Source organism: Nocardioides aquiterrae, assembly GCF_039526625.1.
GTDB classification, from domain to species: Bacteria; Actinomycetota; Actinomycetes; order Propionibacteriales; family Nocardioidaceae; genus Nocardioides; species Nocardioides aquiterrae.
Genome location: NZ_BAAAJE010000030.1, coordinates 205,981 through 224,598 on the forward strand (window position 1 = coordinate 205,981; position 18,618 = coordinate 224,598).

Sequence of the window (18,618 nt, forward strand, 5' to 3'; positions counted from 1 at the left end):
TCACAGGCAGCGCTCCTCCAGCCTCAGGTACTTCTTGACGAGGGGAGCGAGCCCGGTCACCAGGCCGGCGGGCTGCTCGTAGTCGTCGGGCACGACGAGCCGCACGCGGGGGCGGTAGCCGTCGGCGGTGAGCGTGGTGCGGCCGTCGGTCTCCTGCACGACCCACCCGACCCCGTTGACGACCGTGCACGGCGGCACCTCGGTCAGGTCGACCGGGCCGACGCCGCAGGTGAGCACGATCGCCGGGTCGCCCCACGCGGCGCCGTAGACGGTGTCGCCGGTGGTCGCGGCCGGCTCGTGTCCCCCCAGGGTCTCGGGGAGCGCGTTCACGAAGTCGCGGCAGGTCGCCGCGTCGGCGGCCGAGAGGTCGGGCGCGTCGATCTCGGGCGGACCGTGGCTGCAGCCGGTCGCCAGCAGGACGACCGCCGCGCACGCGACGACGCCCCGTGTCCGGCGGGACACGGGGCGTCGGCGTACGGCGCGGGTCACCCTCAGATGTGCACGACCGGGCAGGTCAGCGTGCGGGTGATGCCGTCGAGGTTCTGGACCTTCGAGACCACGAGCTTGCCGAGCTCGTCGACGTTGCGGGCCTCGGCGCGGACGATCACGTCGTAGGGGCCGGTGACGTCCTCGGCGAGGGTCACGCCCTTCACCTGGGCGATGGCGGCGGCGACCTCGGCGGCCTTGCCGACATCGGTCTGGATCAGGATGTACGCCTGGACGACCATCGGGTCTCTCCCTCGTGCGATCAGCGTGCTTGTCGTCGGCCAACCTACCGTGCGGTACCGGCCGCGGACACCCCGGCATGGTGGGATGGGACGCATGCCGATCCCTCCTGACGCCACCCTCGCCGACGTCGGCGAGTTCGGACTGATCGCGGAGCTCGTCGGGCTGTTCCCGCAGGGCGAGCAGGTGCTCGTGGGGCCGGGCGACGACGCCGCCGTGCTGCGCGTGAAGACCGGGCACGTCGTGGTGTCCACCGACCTGGTCGTCGAGGGTCGGCACTTCCGCCGCGAGTGGGCCTCGGCGGCCGACGTCGGCCACCGCGCCGCCGCCCAGAACCTCTCCGACGTCAACGCGATGGGGGGCCGGGCGACGTCCCTGACCATCGGCCTGGCCGCGCCCGCCGACCTCCCCGCGCAGTGGGCGCTGGACCTCGCGCAGGGCTTCGCGGACGAGTGCGCGCTCGTCGGCGCCTCCGTCGTGGGCGGCGACCTCACCCGCGCCGACGAGATCGTGATCGCGGTGACCGTGCTCGGCGCGTGCACGCAGGCGCCGGTGCTCCGCTCGGGCGCGCGGCCCGGCGACGTGCTCGCGATCACCGGCCGGCAGGGCTGGGCCGCGGGCGGGCTGGCGGTGCTCGGCCGCGGCTTCCGCTCGCCGCGGGTCCTCGTCGAGGCCTACCGCCGGCCCGAGCCGCCGTACGACGCCGGCCGGGTCGCCGCCGAGGCGGGGGCGACCGCGATGATCGACGTCTCCGACGGGCTGCTCGCGGACGCCGGCCACCTCGCGGCCGGCTCCGGCGTCGCGATCGACGTGCACGCGGCGGCGTTCGACGTCCCCGAGCCCCTCCAGGCCGTCGGCGCCGCGACCGGCGCGGACCCGCTGTCGTTCATCCTGACCGGCGGCGACGACCACGCGCTGCTCGCGACGTACGCGTCGGTCGACGCCGTGCCGGACGGCTGGGCCGTGATCGGCTCGGTCGGGGAGGGGTCGGGCGTCACCGTGGACGGCGCGGAGTACGACGGCCCGGCCGGTTGGACCCACTTCTAGGCCGACTCGGCGCTACTGCAGGCCCCAGCCCGGTCGAGTCGGCGCTACTGCAGGCCGGCCGCCTGCATTCGCGCCGACTCGGCCCTCTTTCGGCCTGCACTGGCGCCGACTCGGTGAGAAAATGCAGCAGGCCCCGACCATCAGGTCGGGGCCTCGCGCAGAGTGCGGTGGGTCAGCGGGTGACCTTACCGGCCTTGAGGCAGCCGGTGCACACGTTGAGACGCTTCGGGGTGCCGTTGACGGTGGCCCGGACGCGCTGGATGTTGGGGTCGAAGCGACGCTTCGTGATCTTGCGCGACCACGGCCGGTTGTTGCCGAAGCCGGGCTTCTTGGCGCAGATGTCGCAGACGGCAGCCACCGTGAACTCCTGGAGACGAATCGATGATGTGTACGAAAGAAGCTGTGGGCCCGCTGGGCGGGCAACCGCACCAGAGTATCCGATGCCCCCGCGACCCCTGAAATCGAGCGCGACCCACTAACCTGAGCCACTCCAGTCTCCCTGAACTAGGACGGCGATGGAAACTCCCCGCAGCGGACGCATCACCCTCGCGGTGGTCCTGCGGTTCGTCGACATCGCCGTGGACGCCCTCGCCGCGGCCCGCGAGGAGATCGACGCGCTCAACGTCTTCCCGGTGCCCGACGGCGATACGGGGACCAACATGTACCTCACGATGTCGGCCGCCCGCGACGCCGTCCGCGAGGCCACTGGCGGCGACCCGGACGCCGACCTGGGTACGGCGCTCGCGGCGTTCTCCCGCGGCGCGCTCCTGGGCGCCCGCGGCAACTCCGGCGTGATCCTCAGCGAGATGCTCGGCGCGATCGGGCGCCGGGTCGCCCAGGCCCACCCGGACGAGCGGAACGCGCACGTGATGGCCGACGCCATCCGCCGCGCCTCGGACGCCAGCTACGCCGCGGTCGGCACGCCCGTCGAGGGCACCATGCTCACCGTCACCCGCGCCGCCGCGGAGGCCGCCGGGGAGGTCGCCAAGGAGACCGGTGCCCGCGCCCGCGACGTGTTCGCCCACGCGGCCGCCGCCGCCCGCGAGGCGCTGGCGCGGACGCCGGAGCAGCTCGCCGCGCTGCGCCACGCCGGCGTCGTCGACGCCGGCGGCCGTGGGGTGAGCGTGATCCTCGACGCGGCCGAGACCGTGCTGACCGGGCGCCGGCCGACACCGGTCGCCGCGCCGATCGGGACCCACCACATCCCGGTCCCGCAGCCGGCCAGCGGCGACCTGCACCCCGACGGGCCCCAGTACGAGGTGATGTACCTCCTCGACGCCGAGGACTCCGCCGTACCCGGCCTGCGCGAGCAGTTGTCCGGCCTCGGCGACTCGCTGGTGGTCGTCGGTGGCGACGGTCTCTGGAACGTCCACGTGCACGTCGACGACGTGGGCGCGGCCGTCGAGGCGGGGATCGCCGCCGGGCGGCCGCACCGGATCCGGGTCACGCACTTCGCCGAGCAGGTGGCCGAGCTCCGCCGGCAGACCCGGGCGCGCACCGGCCGCCGGGTGGTCGCGGTCGCCGCCGGGCCGGGCCTGGCGGCGCTGTTCGAGGAGGCCGGCGCGGTCGTGGTCCCGGGCGGCCCGGGCCACCGACCCTCGACCGGGCAGCTGCTCGAGGCGATCACCTCCTGCGCCGCCGCCGAGGTCATCGTGCTGCCCAACGACCACGACTCGGTGCGGGTCGCCGAGATCGCGGCCCGCACCGCCGAGGCCGACTCCGACGGCGCGGTCCGGGTCGCGGTGATCCCCACCCACGCGCAGGTCACCGGGCTGGCCGCCGCCGCGGTCCACGAGCCGGGCCGGACCTTCGAGCAGGACGTGCTCGAGATGACCGCCACCGCCCGGCACGCCCGCCAGGGGGCCGTCACGGTCGCCGCGCGCCAGGCGATGACGATGGCCGGGCCCTGCGAGCCGGGCGACGTGCTCGGCGTGGTCGCGGGCGACTTCGTCGTGGTGGGCGAGGACCTCTACGCGGTCGCGACCGACGTGCTCGACCGGCTGCTCGGCGGCGGTGGCGAGCTGGCCACGATCGTGGCCGGCGCCGACGACCCCGAGGGCTCCCTCGCGACGCGGTGCGCGGCGTACGTCGAGGAGCGGTACCCCGTGGTCGACGTCGTGGTGTACGACGGTGGCCAGGAGCGGTACCCGCTGCTGATGTCGGTCGAGTGAGGGGGCGCACGGGGTGATCGGACTCGACTCGCCGGTGGTCGCCGTCCTCGGCGACCACAAGAAGAAGCGCGAGGCGATCGCGGAGAAGCTCGGCCTGCGCACGGTCGGCGACCTGCTCCACCACTTCCCGCGCCGCTACGTGAAGACCGGCGAGCTCACCCGCATCGACGAGCTGCACGAGGGCGAGGTGCTCACCGTCGTCGGCCAGATCGCGGAGTCCGGGCTCGCCACCTACAAGGACCGGCGCACCGGCCGCCCGGCGTACCGCCTCGACGTCGTGGTCCGCACCGACGGCCCGTCGTTCCGCATCTCGTTCTTCGCCAAGAACCGGGGCACGGCGCAGTGGCAGCAGGACCGGATGCCCGTGGGCCGGCGCGGCATCTTCCTCGGCAAGGTCGGCCGCTTCCGCCACGAGTGGCAACTGACCAACCCCCAGCTCGTGCTCTTCGGCGACAAGGACGAGGACGCCGCCCAGCTGTCGCTGGACGCGATCGGCGAGTTCTACCCGATCTATCCGCTCACCAAGGGCGTCGACTCGTGGGACATCCAGCGGGCCGTCGCGTTCGCGCTGACCGTCATCGACGACGTGCCGGACGTCATCCCCGCGCCGGTGCGCGAGGAGTACGACCTGCTCGACGTCCACACCGCGCTCCAGCGGATCCACAACCCGCACGACCACGGCGAGATCGCCGGCGCCCAGCGCCGGTTCCGGTTCGAGGAGGCGCTGGTCACCCAGCTCGTGCTCGCCCGCCGGCGCCGGCTGCTGCGCGCCCAGGCCGCGCAGGCCCGCACCGGTGACCAGGGCGGCCTGCTCGCGGAGTTCGACGCGCGGCTGCCCTTCGAGCTCACCGAGGGGCAGCGGGCGATCGGCGCCGAGATCGAGCACGACCTCGCCCAGCCGCACCCGATGAACCGGCTGCTCCAGGGCGAGGTCGGCTCCGGCAAGACCCTGGTGGCGCTCCGGGCGATGCTCCGGGTCGTCGACTCCGGCGGCCAGGCGGCGCTGCTCGCGCCGACCGAGGTGCTCGCCCAGCAGCACCACCGCTCGATCACCGCGCTGCTCGGCGACCTCGCCGCCGGCGGCATGCTCGGCGGCTCCGCGGACGCCACGAACGTCGAGCTGCTCACCGGGTCGATGACCAAGGCGCAACGCACCGGACCGATGTCGCGGATCGCCACCGGCGAGGCCGGCATCGTGATCGGCACGCACGCGCTGCTCGAGGAGAACGTGATGTTCGCCGACCTCGGCCTGGTCGTCGTCGACGAGCAGCACCGGTTCGGTGTCGAGCAGCGCGCCGCGCTCACCGACAAGGCCGGCACCCCGCCCCACGTGCTGGTGATGACCGCGACGCCGATCCCGCGCACCGTCGCGATGACCGTGTTCGGCGACCTGGAGACCAGCACGCTCACCGAGCTGCCGGCCGGCCGGGCGCCGATCCAGACCAACGTCGTGGCGCTGGCCGAGCACCCGTCCTGGATCGGCCGGGTCTGGGAGCGGGTGCGCGAGGAGGTCGAGAAGGGCCACCAGGTCTACGTCGTCTGCCCGCGGATCACCGGCGACGAGGCCGAGCAGGGCGAGACCGACCAGGTCGACCTGGACGAGGAGGGCGACGTCGTACCGGGGTCGAAGCCCGACGGCGGTCTCGCCGCCGTCGAGGAGGTGACCGCCCAGCTCGCGGAGGGCCCGCTGGCCGGGCTGCGGGTGGAGAAGCTGCACGGCAAGATGCCGCCGGACGACAAGGACCGGGTGATGCGGGCGTTCGCGGCCGGTGAGGTCGACGTGCTGGTCTCGACGACCGTGATCGAGGTCGGCGTCGACGTCGCGAACGCCACCGCGATGGTGCTGCTGGACGCCGAGCGGTTCGGCGTGTCCCAGCTGCACCAGCTCCGCGGGCGGGTGGGCCGGGGCGGGCTGCCCGGCCTGTGCCTGCTCGTCACGCACGCCGAGCCGCAGTCGCCGGCGCGGCAGCGGCTGGACGCGGTGGCGGCCACGACCGACGGCTTCGAGCTCAGCCGCGTCGACCTGGAGCAGCGGCGCGAGGGAGACGTCCTCGGGAAGTCGCAGTCCGGATACCGCTCCGGTCTGCAGAACCTCCGGGTGCTCCGCGACGAGAAGACGATCGTGCAGGCCCGGGAGGCGGCCAACGCCCTGCTCGACGCCGACGCCGACCTCGCCCACGCGCCCGACCTCGCGGTCGCGGTCCACCGGCTCGAGCTCTCGGTCCAGGCCGACTTCATGGACAAGTCGTGATCACCCCATGACGCGGATCATCGGAGGAGCGGCGGGCGGGCGCCGCCTGAACACTCCTCGCGGCGCGGCCACCCGCCCGACCAGCGACCGGGTGCGCGAGGCCCTGTTCTCCGCCGTCGAGTCGTGGTGCGGCTCCCTGCACGGGCTCCGCGTCCTCGACCTGTACGCCGGGTCCGGCGCGGTCGGCCTCGAGGCCTGGTCGCGCGGGGCCGACGTCGTGACGCTCGTCGAGCAGGACCGCCGGACCGCCGCGCTGATCGCCGACAACGCACGCACGATCGGATTCGCGAAGGCCCACGTCGTCACCGGGTCGGTCGCCGCCACGCTCCGCCGGCCGCCGGGCGCGCCGTACGACGTCGCGTTCCTCGACCCGCCGTACCCGCTCGACGAGGCCGCGGTCGCCGCCGACCTCGCCGCCCTGGTCGAGCACGGGTGGCTGGTGCCCGGCGCGATGGTGGTCGTGGAGCGGTCGTCCCGCAGCCCCGAGCCGTCGTGGCCCGACGGCCTGGGGGAGACCCGATCGAAGAGGTACGGCGAGACCACGCTCTGGTACGCGATAGCCTCCACGCCATGACCCGCGCGGTGTGCCCCGGATCGTTCGACCCGGTGACCAACGGGCACGTCGACATCTTCCGGCGGGCTGCCGGGCTCTTCGACGAGCTCGTGGTCGCGACCGGGACCAACCCGTCGAAGTCCCGCATGTTCGACCCCGAGGCCCGGCTGGAGATGCTGCGCGAGGCGTGCGCGGACCTGCCGAACGTCACGGTGAGGGGCTTCAGCGGCCTGATCGTGGACTTCTGCCGCGAGATCGGGGCCCAGGCGATCGTCAAGGGGCTCCGCGGCGGCAACGACTACGAGTACGAGCTGCCGATGGCCCAGATGAACTCCCACCTGACCGGCGTCGAGACGGTGTTCATCCCGACGACCGCCGCGCTCGGCTACATCTCGTCCAGCCTGGTCAAGGAGGTCGCGTCGCTCGGCGGCGACGTCTCCGACCTGGTCCCGCCCGCCGTGCACGCCCGGATGATGGAGCGGCTGGGCCGCTCCTGAGCGCCTGCTTTTGCTCCGCCGGACGCCCGCCCGGTACGATTCACGACGATCTGTTTGTGCCTGAACACGGAAGTAGAACCCTGAGCAGCCTGGACCCGAGAGCGCCGCTCGTGCTCGACACCCGCGAGCTCGGCCGCCGCCCGGGGTCCCAGCAACAGGTGACGCGGACGGTTCCGGCACCGGCAGATCTGGGCATCGAAGTCCTCCGTGTCCCGGAAGGCTCGCCGGTCGACCTCGACCTGCGGCTGGAAGCGGTCATGGAGGGTGTGCTGGTCACCGGTTCGGCCTCGGCCGAGCTCACCGGGGAGTGCGCGCGGTGCCTGGAGCCGATCGAGGACGAGATCGACGTTCGGTTCCAGGAGCTGTTCGTGTACGACGACCAGGACTACTCCTCCGAGGAGGACGACGGGGTCAGCACGCTCGAGGGAGACCTGGTCGACCTGGAGCCCCTGCTGCGGGACGCGGTGGTGCTCGCACTGCCGTTCCAGCCCCTGTGCGAGGACGACTGTCCCGGACTGTGCACCGAGTGCGGTGCCCGGCTCAAGGACGACCCGGACCACGCGCACGAGGACCCGATCGACCCGCGTTGGGCGGGGCTCGCGGCCCTCACGCAGGACCAGCAGGAAGACTGAGAAACGTTCACGGCCGGAGCCTCCGGTCCTGGTAGAGGAGATAACAGTGGCTGTCCCGAAGCGGAAGATGTCGCGCAGCAACACGCGTCACCGTCGTTCGGCCTGGAAGGCCGTCGCGCCCACCCTGGTGACCTGCGCGAACCCCGCCTGCGGTGCCAAGCACCTCCCGCACCGTGCGTGCGGCGAGTGCGGCCAGTACGGCGCGCGCGCCGACCGTCGTCAGGTCCTCTGACCGGTCCGGTCCGCTGACCAACTACACCGAGCTCCGAGCAGCCCTCGGGGAGCCCGTCCTGGACCCCGAGCTGCTCGAGCGCGCCCTCACCCACCGCTCGTACGCGTACGAGAACGGCGGGCTGCCGACCAACGAGCGGCTGGAGTTCCTCGGCGACTCCGTGCTCGGCGTGGTCGTCACCGAGACGCTGTACCGCACCCACCCGGACCTCTCGGAGGGCCGGCTGGCGAAGCTCCGCGCGGCCGTCGTGAACGCCCGCGCGCTCGCCGAGGTCGGCCGGCGCATCGGCGTCGGCGACCACGTGAAGCTCGGTCGCGGTGAGGAGTCCACCGGGGGCCGCAACAAGGCGTCGATCCTCTCCGACACCGTCGAGGCGGTGATCGGCGCGATCCACCTCAGCGGCGGGTTCGAGACGTCGGCGGACGTCGTCCACCGGCTGTTCGACCCGCTGATCGAGGCCGCGTCCGCGCTGGGCGCCGGCCTGGACTGGAAGACCTCCCTCCAGGAGCTCTCCGCCGAGCACGGCCTCGGGGTGCCCGAGTACGTCATCGAGGACGAGGGCCCCGACCACATGAAGACGTTCACGGCCCAGGTGCGCGTGGGCGACGGCCTCTACGGCAACGGCGTCGGCCGGTCGAAGAAGGAGGCCGAGCAGGCCGCCGCGGAGACGGCGTACGGCGAGATCGCCACCGACCTCGGTGTCGAGGACCCGGCCATCGACGCCGCGGCGCACGCCACCCGCAAGAGCTAGGGCATGCCCGAGCTGCCCGAGGTCGAGACCGTCCGGGCCGGCTTGGAGCGGCACGTCCTCGGCGCGACCATCGAGCGGGTCGACGTCCTCCACCCGCGCCCGGTGCGCCGCGACCTGCGCGGCCCGGCCGGCTTCGCCGCCGCGCTCGCCGGCCGCCGGATCGAGGCCGCCCGGCGCCGGGGCAAGTACCTCTGGCTGCCGCTCGACAACGGCGACGCGCTGCTCGGCCATCTCGGCATGAGCGGCCAGATCCTGGTGCAGCCGCCCGACGCGCCCGACGAGCGCCACCTGCGGGTGCGGTTCGCGCTCGACACCGGGCTGCAGATGCGGTTCGTCGACCAGCGGATGTTCGGCGGCCTGTCGGTCTCCGAGGGCGGCGCCGAGCTGCCGCCCGAGATCGCCCACATCGCCCGGGACCCGCTGGACCCGGAGTTCGACGACGACCTGTTCGTGCGCAAGGTCCGCAAGCGGAGCTCCGGGATCAAGCGGCAGCTGCTGGACCAGAACCTGGTCTCCGGGGTCGGCAACATCTACGCCGACGAGGCGCTCTGGCGCGCCCGGCTGCACGGCGAGCGCCCGGGCGACCGGCTGACGGCCACCCAGGTGCGCGAGCTCCTCGGCCACGCCCGCGCCGTGATGACCGCGGCGCTGCAGGAGGGCGGGACGTCGTTCGACGCGCTCTACGTCAACGTCAACGGCGAGTCGGGCTACTTCGATCGTTCGCTGCACGCCTACGGCCGCGACGGCGAGTCCTGCGACCGCTGCGGGACGCCGCTGCGGCGGGTCGCGTTCATGAACCGCTCGTCGTACTTCTGCCCGGCCTGCCAGCCCGCGCCGCGGACCCGCCGGCCGCGGCCGGAGGCTTTGCCGGTCCCGGATTGACCGAGGGACGCTGCGGTGGGACTCTTGAAGACGGCCCGCCATCGCGGGTGACCCCCCACGACCCGGAAGGTCCATCCATGGCCAAGGCGCTGATCGGATACATGAACAGCGACCTGCGGACCCCCGCCCGACTCGTAGCCGAGAACGACCGGCTGCGCGCGCGCGTGGGCGAGCTCGAGGCGCTGGTCCTGCGCCTCACGGAGGAGAACGACAGGCTGACGGCCGCCCAGGCCGCGACGCTCCTCGACATCGAGGCCGCCTCGATGCAGGAGATGCAGCCCGCCTGACTCCCGCGTGACCGACGCCGCGTCCCGTCGTTGGACGCGACATGTTGGTCGTGCGCTCCCTCGCCGTCGCTGCCCTCGTCGCCCTCACCGTGGGCCTGGGCGCCGCCCCGTCGTCCGCCGAGGACGACTCGCTGCTCGCCAGCGGCAACGTCGCCCACATCGGCGCCCACCCGACCCAGGCGGGCATCTCCGGGTGCTTCCTGTGGACCGCGCCGGTGTTCGTGACCAGCGGCCTGGACTCGGTCCGCGTCTGGGACGTCTCCGACGCGGCGCACCCGGCGGAGGTCGGGGTGCTGCCGAGCCTGCAGTTCGAGAACGAGGCGATGAACTGCGGCGAGCGACGTACCGCGGACGGCGTCCGGCGGTTCGCGCTGATCGGCGTCGACTCGTACCAGGCCTCGCCCGACGACATCCAGCACGCGAACGTGGGGGGCGGCGAGCTCGTGGTCGTCGACGTCACCGACCCGGCGAGCCCGCGCGTGCTGTCCCGGGCCCCGGCCACCACCAGCACCCACACCGTCACCTGCGTCGACCAGCGCAACTGCACCTACGTGTACTCGGCCGGCGAGGACGGGCACTTCTCGATCATCGACCTGCGCGACCTCGACCACCCCCGGGAGGTCGACGCCGACCGGACCACCGCGGGCGTGCAGCCGTTCGCGTCACCGACCGCCGGCCACAAGTGGAACTTCGACGCCGCCGGCATCGGCACCCACACCGGCTGGGGCGGTGCCTCCATGTGGGACACCAGCAAGCCCGCGCGGCCGCGGCTGCTCACGACCACCGGCAAGGCCGGCCGCGGCACCGACCCGCGGTACGAGGGCTGGAACGACTTCATCCTGCACAACTCCTTCCGCCCGAACGCCGACGCCTTCCGCCCGGGGAGCAGGCCCGCGTTCCGCAACGGCAACGTGCTGCTGGTGACCGAGGAGGACTACGAGCAGACCGACTGCACCCGCGCCGGGTCGTTCCAGGCCTGGTGGGTCAAGCGCCTCGACGGGTCGCGCTCGGCGATCGTCCCGCTGGACAAGGTCGAGCTCGCCGACCTCGGCAACTTCCCGCTGCCGCAGGGCTCGTTCTGCTCCTCGCACTGGTTCAGCAACCGCAACGGGATCGTGGCGGTCGGCTACTACGGCGGCGGTCTCCAGCTGGTCGACGCGCGGCACCCGAGGCACCTGTCGAGCTTCGGGTACGCGATCTGGCCCGCCTCGGAGGTCTGGGACGCGATGTGGGTGCCGGTGTACGACGGCACCGGCCGGCAGACCGGCCGGACGACGAACATCCTCTACACCATCGACGCCGTCCGCGGGCTCGACGTGTACGCCGTCGACGTGCCCGGCGACGGGATCGGCGCGCTGCCGTCGTCCCGCGTCGGCCGCGCCTCCGACGCCGCGCTGCCGATCGGCCTGGTGGGGGGAGCGGTGGCGCTCGCCCTCGCCGTGCGCCGGCGCGCAAACCGGGTGCCGGCACGCACCACCGGGGGGATAGCCTCGCTGCCTTGTGAGCAGCCTCCTCAGTAGCGGCGTCGAGATCGTCGCGCCGCGCCGGTTCGGCACCGGCTTCCGGTGGCTGCTCGCCTCGTCCTGGGTGTCGAACCTCGGCGACGGCATCGCCATCGCCGCCGGCCCGCTGCTGGTCGCGTCGATGACCCACGACCCGTTCCTGGTGGCGCTCGGCGCGCTGCTCCAGTGGCTGCCGCCGCTGGTGTTCGGGCTGCTCGCGGGCGCGCTCGCCGACCGGCTCGACCGGCGGCTGATCATCGTCACCGTCGACGTCCTGCGCGCCTGCGTCCTGGTGCTGCTGACGCTGGCGATCGCCACCGACGTCGTCTCGATCGCCCTCGTGCTGGTCGCGATGTTCCTGCTCGGCACCGCGGAGGTGTTCGCGGACAACACCTCGGCCACGCTGCTGCCGATGCTGGTCCGGCGCGAGGACTTCGCGGTCGCCAACTCCCGGCTGATGACGGGCTTCATCACCGTCAACCAGCTGGCCGGTCCGCCGATCGGCGCGGCGCTGTTCGCGGTCGGCCACGCCCTGCCGTTCGCGTCCCAAGCCGCCGTCGTGGCGCTCGGTGCGGTGCTCGTCTCGCGCGTCGCGCTGCCGCCGCACCGCCGGGAGGTCGAGCCGGACCGGCACCTGCGTCACGACATCGCGGAGGCGTTCCGCTGGGTCCTGCACAACGCCGCGGTCCGGACCCTGGTGCTGACGATCTTCGTCTTCAACATCACCTTCGGCGCCGCCTGGTCGATCCTGGTCCTCTACGCGACCCAGCGGCTCGGGATGGGCGCGATCGGGTTCGGGCTGCTGACCACCGTCTAGGCGGTCGGCGGCCTGGTCGGCACGCTGTCCTACGGCTGGATCACCCGCCGGGTCAGCCTCGGCAACATCATGCGGATCGGCCTGGTCTTCGAGACGTTCACCCATCTGGCGCTCGCGCTCACCACCACGCCGGGGGTCGCGCTGGGCATCTTCTTCGTGTTCGGTGCCCACGCCTTCATCTGGGGCACGACCTCGCTGACCGTGCGCCAGCGCGCCGTACCGACCGAGCTCCAGGGTCGGGTCGGCAGCGTGAACATGGTCGGCACCTTCGGCGGCCTGGTCCTCGGCTCCGGCATCGGCGGAGTGATCGCCCAGCACTGGGGCGTGACCGCGCCGTTCTGGTTCGCCTTCGCCGGCTCCGCGCTGTTCGTGGTGCTGATCTGGCGCCAGCTGGTGCACATCGCGCACGCCGACGAGACGGCGGAGCCCACGCCCGCCTGATGCCGAGTCGGCGTGAATGCAGGTCGCCAGGGTGCCGAGTCGGCGTGAATGCAGGCCCGCCGCCTGCAGTAGCGCCGACTCGACGGTCGCACCGCCTGCACTGGCGCCGACTCGGCGAGGACGCAGATGCCGCGCTCGGGGGGTGCCGGACGGTAGGGTGAGGCTCGCTGAGCTTCCCCCTTGGCCTGCTGCGATGATCGATGATCCGTTGCGATGATGCAGCCTTCGTCCTCAGCGACGAGACCGCCGACCCTGATCAGCTGGGAGCCAGACGTTGTACCTGAAGAGCCTGACCCTCAAGGGGTTCAAGTCCTTCGCCTCCTCGACCACGCTCCAGCTCGAGCCCGGGATCACCTGCATCGTCGGTCCCAACGGCTCCGGCAAGTCGAACGTCGTGGACGCGCTCGCCTGGGTGATGGGTGAGGCCAGCGCCAAGTCGCTGCGCGGCGGCAAGATGGACGACGTCATCTTCGCGGGCACCTCCGGACGGCCGCCGCTGGGTCGCGCCGAGGTCGTGCTGACCATCGACAACAGCGACGGCGCGCTGCCGATCGAGTACGCCGAGGTCACGATCAGCCGCACGATGTTCCGCTCCGGCGGCTCGGAGTACGCGATCAACGGCAACGCGTGCCGGCTGCTCGACGTCCAGGAGCTGCTTTCCGACTCCGGCATCGGGCGCGAGATGCACGTGATCGTCGGTCAGGGCCAGCTCGACACCATCCTGCACGCGACCCCCGAGGACCGGCGCGGGTTCATCGAGGAGGCCGCGGGCGTCCTCAAGCACCGCAAGCGCAAGGAGAAGGCGCTCCGCAAGCTCGACTCCACCGAGGGCAACCTCACCCGCCTCAACGACCTGCTCAGCGAGATCCGCCGCCAGCTCAAGCCGCTCGGCCGGCAGGCCGAGGTGGCCCGGCGGGCCGCGACCGTGCAGGCCGACGTCCGCGACGCCCGCGCCCGGCTGATGGCCGACGACCTGCTGGTCGCGCGCACCGCCCTCGAGCAGGAGATGGCCGACGAGTCGATCCTCGTCGCCCGGCGCGAGCAGGTGGAGGCCGAGACGGCCCGGGCCCGCGAGCAGGAGGCGACCCTGGAGGCCGCGCTGCGCGAGGACCTGCCCGCGCTGGCGCAGGCCCAGGAGACCTGGTTCGCGCTGTCCGGCCTGCGCGAGCGACTGCGCGGCACCCAGTCCCTGGCCGCCGAGCGGGTCCGCAACGCGGCCGGGAGCACCGAGGTCGAGGCGCGCACCGGCCGCGACCCCGAGCAGCTCGAGGCCGAGGCCGCGCAGGTCCGCGAGCAGGAGCAGCGGATCGCCGCCGAGGTCGACGCCAACCGCACCGCGCTCGAGGAGGCGGTCACCGCCCGGCGTACGGCGGAGGACGCCGCCGCCGAGGAGGATCGCAAGGTCGCCGCGCTCCAGCGCGCGGCCGCGGACCGCCGCGAGGGGCTGGCCCGGCTGCACGGGCAGGTCAACGCGACGAAGTCCCGCGCCGCGGCCGCCGACGAGGAGCTCGGCCGCCTCACGCTCGCCCGCGAGGAGGCCGTCGCCCGCGCGGAGCGCGCGCAGCGCGACTTCACCGCGCTCGAGACCAAGGTCGCCGGCCTCGACGCCGGCGAGGAGGGCCTGGACGCCGAGCACGAGGCCGCCACCGCGGCCCTCGACGACATCGAGGAGCGGCTGGCCAAGGCCCGCGACGAGGCGCTCCAGGCCGACCGCGACCGCACCGCGCTCGCGGCCCGCAAGGACGCCCTCGAGATGGGCCTCAACCGCAAGGACGGCGCCGGCGCGCTGCTGGCCGCCTCCGACGAGGTGTCCGGGCTGCTCGGCTCGGTCGCCGCACTGCTGACCGTCCGGTCCGGCTTCGAGGCGGCGGTCGCGCAGGCGCTCGGCACCGCGGCCGACGCGGTCGCCGTGGCCGACGCCGACGCGGCGGTCCGCGCGATCGGCCACCTCAAGGGCGACGACCTCGGCCGCGCCGGCCTGCTGCTCGGCGGCGGGCCCGCCACGGCCCGCGACTGGCCCGCGCTGCCGGCCGGCGCGACGTACGCCGTCGACGTGGTCGAGTGCCCCGGCCAGCTCCGCCCGTCGCTGACCCGGCTCCTCGACCGGGTGGCCGTCGTCGACGACCTCGACGCCGCCCGCGCCCTGGTCCGCGACCTCCCCGAGGTCACCGCGGTCACCCGTGAGGGCGACGTGCTGGGCGTCCACTACGCGTCCGGTGGCTCGTCCAGCCAGCCGAGCCTGATCGAGGTCCAGGCCGCGGTCGACGAGGCCGCCGAGCAGCTAGCCGAGGCGATCGCGTCGTCGGAGCGGCTCGGGTTCGACATGTCCCGGCTCGAGGCCGAGCGGTTGGAGGCGCAGAAGCGCGTCGACGTCGCGCTCGCCAAGCTCCACGAGTCGGACGCCACCCTGGCGGCGGTCGCCGAGGAGCTCGGCCAGTACGGCTCCCAGGCCCGCGCCGCCCGCGGCGAGGCCGAGCGCCTCGCCCAGGCCATCGAGAAGGCCGAGGAGGCGCGCGCCCAGGCGGTCGCCGGGCTCGCCGAGCTCGAGGCCCGGCTCGCCTCCGCCGAGGACGCGCCCGAGGAGGAGCCCGACACCAGCGTCCGCGAGCGGCTGGTGCAGGAGGCGCGCGACGCCCGTCAGGGGGAGACCGACGCGCGGCTCGCGCTGCGGACCTCCGAGGAACGGGCCCGGGCGATGCACGGGCGTGCCGACGCGCTGGTGCGCGCGGCGAACGCCGAGCGCGAGGCGCGGGCCAAGGCCGCCGCGCGCCGCGAGCAGCTGCTCCGCGAGGGCCGGGCGGCCGAGGCGGTCGGCGTCGCGGTCGCGTACGTCCTCGGGCGGCTCGAGGTCTCGATCCACCGCGCCGCCGAGGCGCGGGCCGCGGTCGAGCAGTCCCGCAGCGGCCGCGAGCAGCAGCTCCGCGACGTGCGCGGCCGGCTGCGCGAGCTCGGCAAGGAGCACGACGAGCTCGTGAACTCCGTGCACCGTGACGAGATGGCGCGCACCCAGCAGCGGATGCGGATCGAGCAGCTCGAGGAGAAGGCGATCGAGGAGCTCGGCATCGACGCCGAGGCCCTGGTCGCCGAGTACGGCCCGGACCAGCCGGTGCCGTTCACGGGCGAGGTGGCAGAGGGCGAGGACGAGCCCGAGCCGGTGCCCTACGTGCGCGAGGAGCAGCAGAAGCGGCTCCGCGTCGCCGAGCGTGCGCTGCGCGAGCTCGGCCGGGTCAACCCGCTCGCCCTCGAGGAGTACTCGGCGATGGAGGAGCGGCACAAGTTCCTCACCGAGCAGCTCGAGGACCTCCGCAAGACCCGCAAGGACCTCCTCGACATCGTCCGCGAGGTCGACCAGCGCGTCGAGCAGGTCTTCACCGAGGCGTACGCCGACGTCAGCAAGGCGTTCGACGCGACGTTCGCGCGGCTGTTCCCGGGCGGTGAGGGCCGGCTGGTGCTCACCGACCCCGACGACATGCTCGCCACCGGCGTCGAGGTCGAGGCCCGCCCGCCGGGCAAGAAGGTCAAGCGGCTGTCGCTGCTGTCCGGCGGCGAGCGGTCGCTGGTCGCCGTGGCGTTCCTGGTGGCGCTGTTCAAGGCGCGACCGTCGCCGTTCTACATCCTCGACGAGGTCGAGGCCGCGCTCGACGACACCAACCTGGGCCGGCTGCTGGAGATCTACGAGGAGCTGCGCGAGAACTCCCAGCTGCTGGTGATCACCCACCAGAAGCGGACCATGGAGGTCGGCGACGCGCTGTACGGCGTGACCATGCGCGGCGACGGCGTCTCCGCGGTGATCAGCCAGCGGCTGCGGGAAGCCGAGCCCGCGTAGTGCCGGCGGAGCGGCCGACCCGCGACCAGTACGTGCACTGGGAGCGGGTCACCACGCGGTGGGCGGACATCGACGTCTACGGGCACATGAACAACGCCCGGTACTTCGAGATCATCGACACCGTGGTCAACAACCACCTGGCCGCGGCGACCGGCGTCGACATCCGGGCGCTCGACGCGATCGGCGTGGTGGCCGAGGTCGGCTGCCGCTACTTCGCCGAGGTCGGCTACCCGGAGCCCGTCGACGTCGGCGTGGTGGCCGACAAGGTCGGCACCAGCTCGGTCGTCTACCGGGTCGGGCTGTTCCAGGGCCCGGGCGACGAGGCGGCGGCCGAGGGCCGGTTCGTGCACGTGTACGTCGACAACACCGACCCGGCCCGCCCGGTCGTCCCGATGCCGGACGTGATCCGCACCGCAGTCACCCCGCTCCTGCGCGTCTGAGCGCTGCTCGGACGGGGTACGTGGGACGGTGGAGGGAAGCCGATCTCGGGAGGTAGTCCGTGCTGTTCGTCGTCATCGCGATGCTGGTGGTCCTGGTCGTCGCGGGGCTCGTGGTCGTGTACGTCGCCTACCCGCACCGGGGCGAGGAGGTGCCGGCCGCGCCGTGGCTGGGGGACGCGATGACGCGGGCGACCGTGGCCGCCCCGGTGCTCGAGCAGGAGTACGACGACTCCCGTCCGCTCTGACCGGACCCCTCTGATTGGATTGAGTCATGGCTGACTGGCTCTACCTCGTCATCGGCATCGCGGTCCTCGCGGTGCTCACCGTCGCCGGCTTCGTCGTCGCGCGCCGCCCCGGGCAGCGCGGCACCGGCGCCGACATCATCGCGCCGCCGCCGCCGGTCGACGTCGAGGTGCCGACCGAGATCGAGCCCGGCGCCGAGCCACTGGTCATCACGCCCGAGCCGACCCTCGAGAGGCCGGAGGGCACGGCGTCGCGCCTGGTACGGCTGCGCCAGCGGCTGGCGGGGTCGCAGGGCGGCCTGGGCCGCGGCCTGCTCGCGCTGCTCTCGCGCGACCGCCTCGACGAGGACACCTGGGAGTCGATCGAGGACACCCTGCTCACCGCCGACGTCGGCGTCACGCCGACCCGGGAGCTGGTCGAGCACCTGCGCACCCGGCTGCGCGTGGAGGGCTCCCCGGAGGACGCGCGCTCGGTGCTGCGCGAGGAGCTGCTGAACCTGGTCGGACCCGACATGGACCGCCGGCTCCAGGTCACCGGCGCGGACGGGAACCCGGGCGTGGTGCTCGTCGTCGGCGTCAACGGCTCCGGCAAGACCACCACCGTCGGCAAGATCTCCCGGATCCTCGTCGCCGAGGACCGCAGCGTCGTGCTCGGCGCCGCCGACACCTTCCGTGCGGCCGCCGTCGAGCAGCTCGCCACGTGGGGCGAGCGGGTGGGCGTCGACGTCGTCCGCGGCCCGGAGGGCACCGACCCGGCGAGCGTCGCGTTCGAGGCGGTGAAGGAGGGCGTCGCCACCGGCGCCGACACCGTCATCGTCGACACCGCAGGCCGCCTGCAGAACAAGGCCGGCCTGATGGACGAGCTCGGCAAGGTGAAGCGGGTCATCGAGAAGCAGGCGCCGGTGACCGAGGTGCTGCTCGTGCTCGACGCGACCACCGGCCAGAACGGCCTGATCCAGGCGCGCGTGTTCAGCGAGGTCGTCGACGTCACCGGCATCGTGCTGACCAAGCTCGACGGCTCCGCGAAGGGCGGCATCGTCGTGCAGGTCCAGCGGGAGCTCGGCGTGCCGGTCAAGCTGGTCGGCCTCGGCGAGGGCCCGGACGACCTGGCGCCGTTCGATCCCGGCGCGTTCGTCGACGCGCTGCTCGGCTGAGCGGCCCGGCTGCCGTAACACGGAAGTAACGCGGGCCCGGAACTCGTTGCCTGTTCGCAACACGTGACGGCCGGGCCTGAAACGTCGGCCGCCGAGGGTCTTCCCCAATGGGGCGGACCCCGGCGCGACAGCGCGGTCACCCGCGGCGCCGCCCTCCCGAGATGTGA

General features: G+C 73.4%; 18 protein-coding genes and 1 pseudogene. 16 read left to right on the plus strand and 3 right to left on the minus strand.

Annotated elements, in window-relative coordinates:
- Complete coding sequence (locus tag ABD086_RS23360) at positions 1 to 462, minus strand: DUF3515 domain-containing protein (protein ID WP_343910716.1); 462 nt, start codon at positions 460 to 462, stop codon at positions 1 to 3.
- A 29-nt stretch (positions 463 to 491) separates the two neighbouring features.
- The gene (locus ABD086_RS23365) at positions 492 to 728 is read right to left on the minus strand and encodes an Lrp/AsnC ligand binding domain-containing protein (RefSeq protein ID WP_028636164.1); all 237 of its coding nucleotides are present in this window, start codon (positions 726 to 728) and stop codon (positions 492 to 494) included.
- A gap of 94 nt (positions 729 to 822) precedes the next feature.
- On the opposite strand from ABD086_RS23365, the gene ABD086_RS23370 reads away from it, so the two are divergent.
- The gene (locus tag ABD086_RS23370; protein ID WP_343910721.1) at positions 823 to 1,773 is read left to right on the plus strand and encodes a thiamine-phosphate kinase; all 951 of its coding nucleotides are present in this window, start codon (positions 823 to 825) and stop codon (positions 1,771 to 1,773) included.
- A 172-nt stretch (positions 1,774 to 1,945) separates the two neighbouring features.
- On the opposite strand, the gene rpmB is transcribed toward ABD086_RS23370, so the two are convergent.
- A complete protein-coding gene (rpmB, locus tag ABD086_RS23375) occupies positions 1,946 to 2,131 on the minus strand; it encodes a 50S ribosomal protein L28 (protein ID WP_011756723.1) in 186 nt (61 codons plus the stop codon).
- 157 nt (positions 2,132 to 2,288) lie between these two features.
- On the opposite strand from rpmB, the gene ABD086_RS23380 reads away from it, so the two are divergent.
- The 15 genes and pseudogenes from ABD086_RS23380 (at position 2,289) to ftsY (ending at position 18,451) form a co-directional block, all read left to right on the plus strand.
- Entirely contained in the window at positions 2,289 to 3,944 is a 1,656-nt protein-coding gene (locus ABD086_RS23380; RefSeq protein WP_343910733.1) for a DAK2 domain-containing protein, read from the plus strand.
- 13 nt (positions 3,945 to 3,957) lie between these two features.
- Positions 3,958 to 6,195: an ATP-dependent DNA helicase RecG gene (locus ABD086_RS23385; RefSeq protein WP_343910735.1), complete on the plus strand. Its 2,238-nt coding sequence runs from the start codon at positions 3,958 to 3,960 to the stop codon at positions 6,193 to 6,195.
- 7 nt (positions 6,196 to 6,202) lie between these two features.
- Complete coding sequence (rsmD, locus tag ABD086_RS23390; RefSeq protein WP_343910737.1) at positions 6,203 to 6,769, plus strand: 16S rRNA (guanine(966)-N(2))-methyltransferase RsmD; 567 nt, start codon at positions 6,203 to 6,205, stop codon at positions 6,767 to 6,769.
- A complete protein-coding gene (gene coaD / locus ABD086_RS23395; RefSeq protein ID WP_343910739.1) occupies positions 6,766 to 7,245 on the plus strand; it encodes a pantetheine-phosphate adenylyltransferase in 480 nt (159 codons plus the stop codon). The genes rsmD and coaD overlap by 4 nt, the downstream gene beginning before the upstream one ends.
- A gap of 110 nt (positions 7,246 to 7,355) precedes the next feature.
- Positions 7,356 to 7,877 (plus strand): YceD family protein, encoded by a 522-nt coding sequence (locus ABD086_RS23400; protein ID WP_343910741.1) that lies wholly within the window; start codon positions 7,356 to 7,358, stop codon positions 7,875 to 7,877.
- 46 nt (positions 7,878 to 7,923) lie between these two features.
- Complete coding sequence (rpmF, locus tag ABD086_RS23405; protein ID WP_081790257.1) at positions 7,924 to 8,109, plus strand: 50S ribosomal protein L32; 186 nt, start codon at positions 7,924 to 7,926, stop codon at positions 8,107 to 8,109.
- Positions 8,030 to 8,860 carry a ribonuclease III gene (gene rnc / locus ABD086_RS23410; RefSeq protein ID WP_425571693.1) on the plus strand — a complete coding sequence of 277 codons (831 nt, stop codon included), beginning with the start codon at positions 8,030 to 8,032 and terminating at the stop codon, positions 8,858 to 8,860. Before rpmF ends, rnc begins: the two co-directional genes overlap by 80 nt.
- Positions 8,861 to 8,863: 3 nt before the next feature.
- Positions 8,864 to 9,742 (plus strand): bifunctional DNA-formamidopyrimidine glycosylase/DNA-(apurinic or apyrimidinic site) lyase, encoded by an 879-nt coding sequence (gene mutM, locus ABD086_RS23415; protein WP_343910747.1) that lies wholly within the window; start codon positions 8,864 to 8,866, stop codon positions 9,740 to 9,742.
- Positions 9,743 to 9,819: 77 nt separating this feature from the next.
- Entirely contained in the window at positions 9,820 to 10,029 is a 210-nt protein-coding gene (locus ABD086_RS23420) for a hypothetical protein (protein WP_343910749.1), read from the plus strand.
- A 41-nt stretch (positions 10,030 to 10,070) separates the two neighbouring features.
- A complete protein-coding gene (locus ABD086_RS23425; RefSeq protein ID WP_343910751.1) occupies positions 10,071 to 11,549 on the plus strand; it encodes an LVIVD repeat-containing protein in 1,479 nt (492 codons plus the stop codon).
- Positions 11,530 to 12,789: pseudogene (locus ABD086_RS23430) on the plus strand (MFS transporter). The gene ABD086_RS23425 and the pseudogene ABD086_RS23430 overlap by 20 nt, the downstream one beginning before the upstream one ends.
- Before the next feature lie 274 nt (positions 12,790 to 13,063).
- Positions 13,064 to 16,615: a chromosome segregation protein SMC gene (gene smc, locus ABD086_RS23435; protein ID WP_343910752.1), complete on the plus strand. Its 3,552-nt coding sequence runs from the start codon at positions 13,064 to 13,066 to the stop codon at positions 16,613 to 16,615.
- Entirely contained in the window at positions 16,615 to 17,055 is a 441-nt protein-coding gene (locus tag ABD086_RS23440; protein ID WP_343910754.1) for an acyl-CoA thioesterase, read from the plus strand. Before smc ends, ABD086_RS23440 begins: the two co-directional genes overlap by 1 nt.
- Positions 17,056 to 17,114: 59 nt before the next feature.
- Complete coding sequence (locus ABD086_RS23445; protein ID WP_343910755.1) at positions 17,115 to 17,300, plus strand: hypothetical protein; 186 nt, start codon at positions 17,115 to 17,117, stop codon at positions 17,298 to 17,300.
- Between the two features lie 26 nt (positions 17,301 to 17,326).
- Positions 17,327 to 18,451, plus strand: coding sequence for a signal recognition particle-docking protein FtsY (gene ftsY, locus ABD086_RS23450; protein ID WP_343910757.1), 1,125 nt, complete (start codon positions 17,327 to 17,329; stop codon positions 18,449 to 18,451).
- Positions 18,452 to 18,618: the final 167 nt, after the last annotated feature.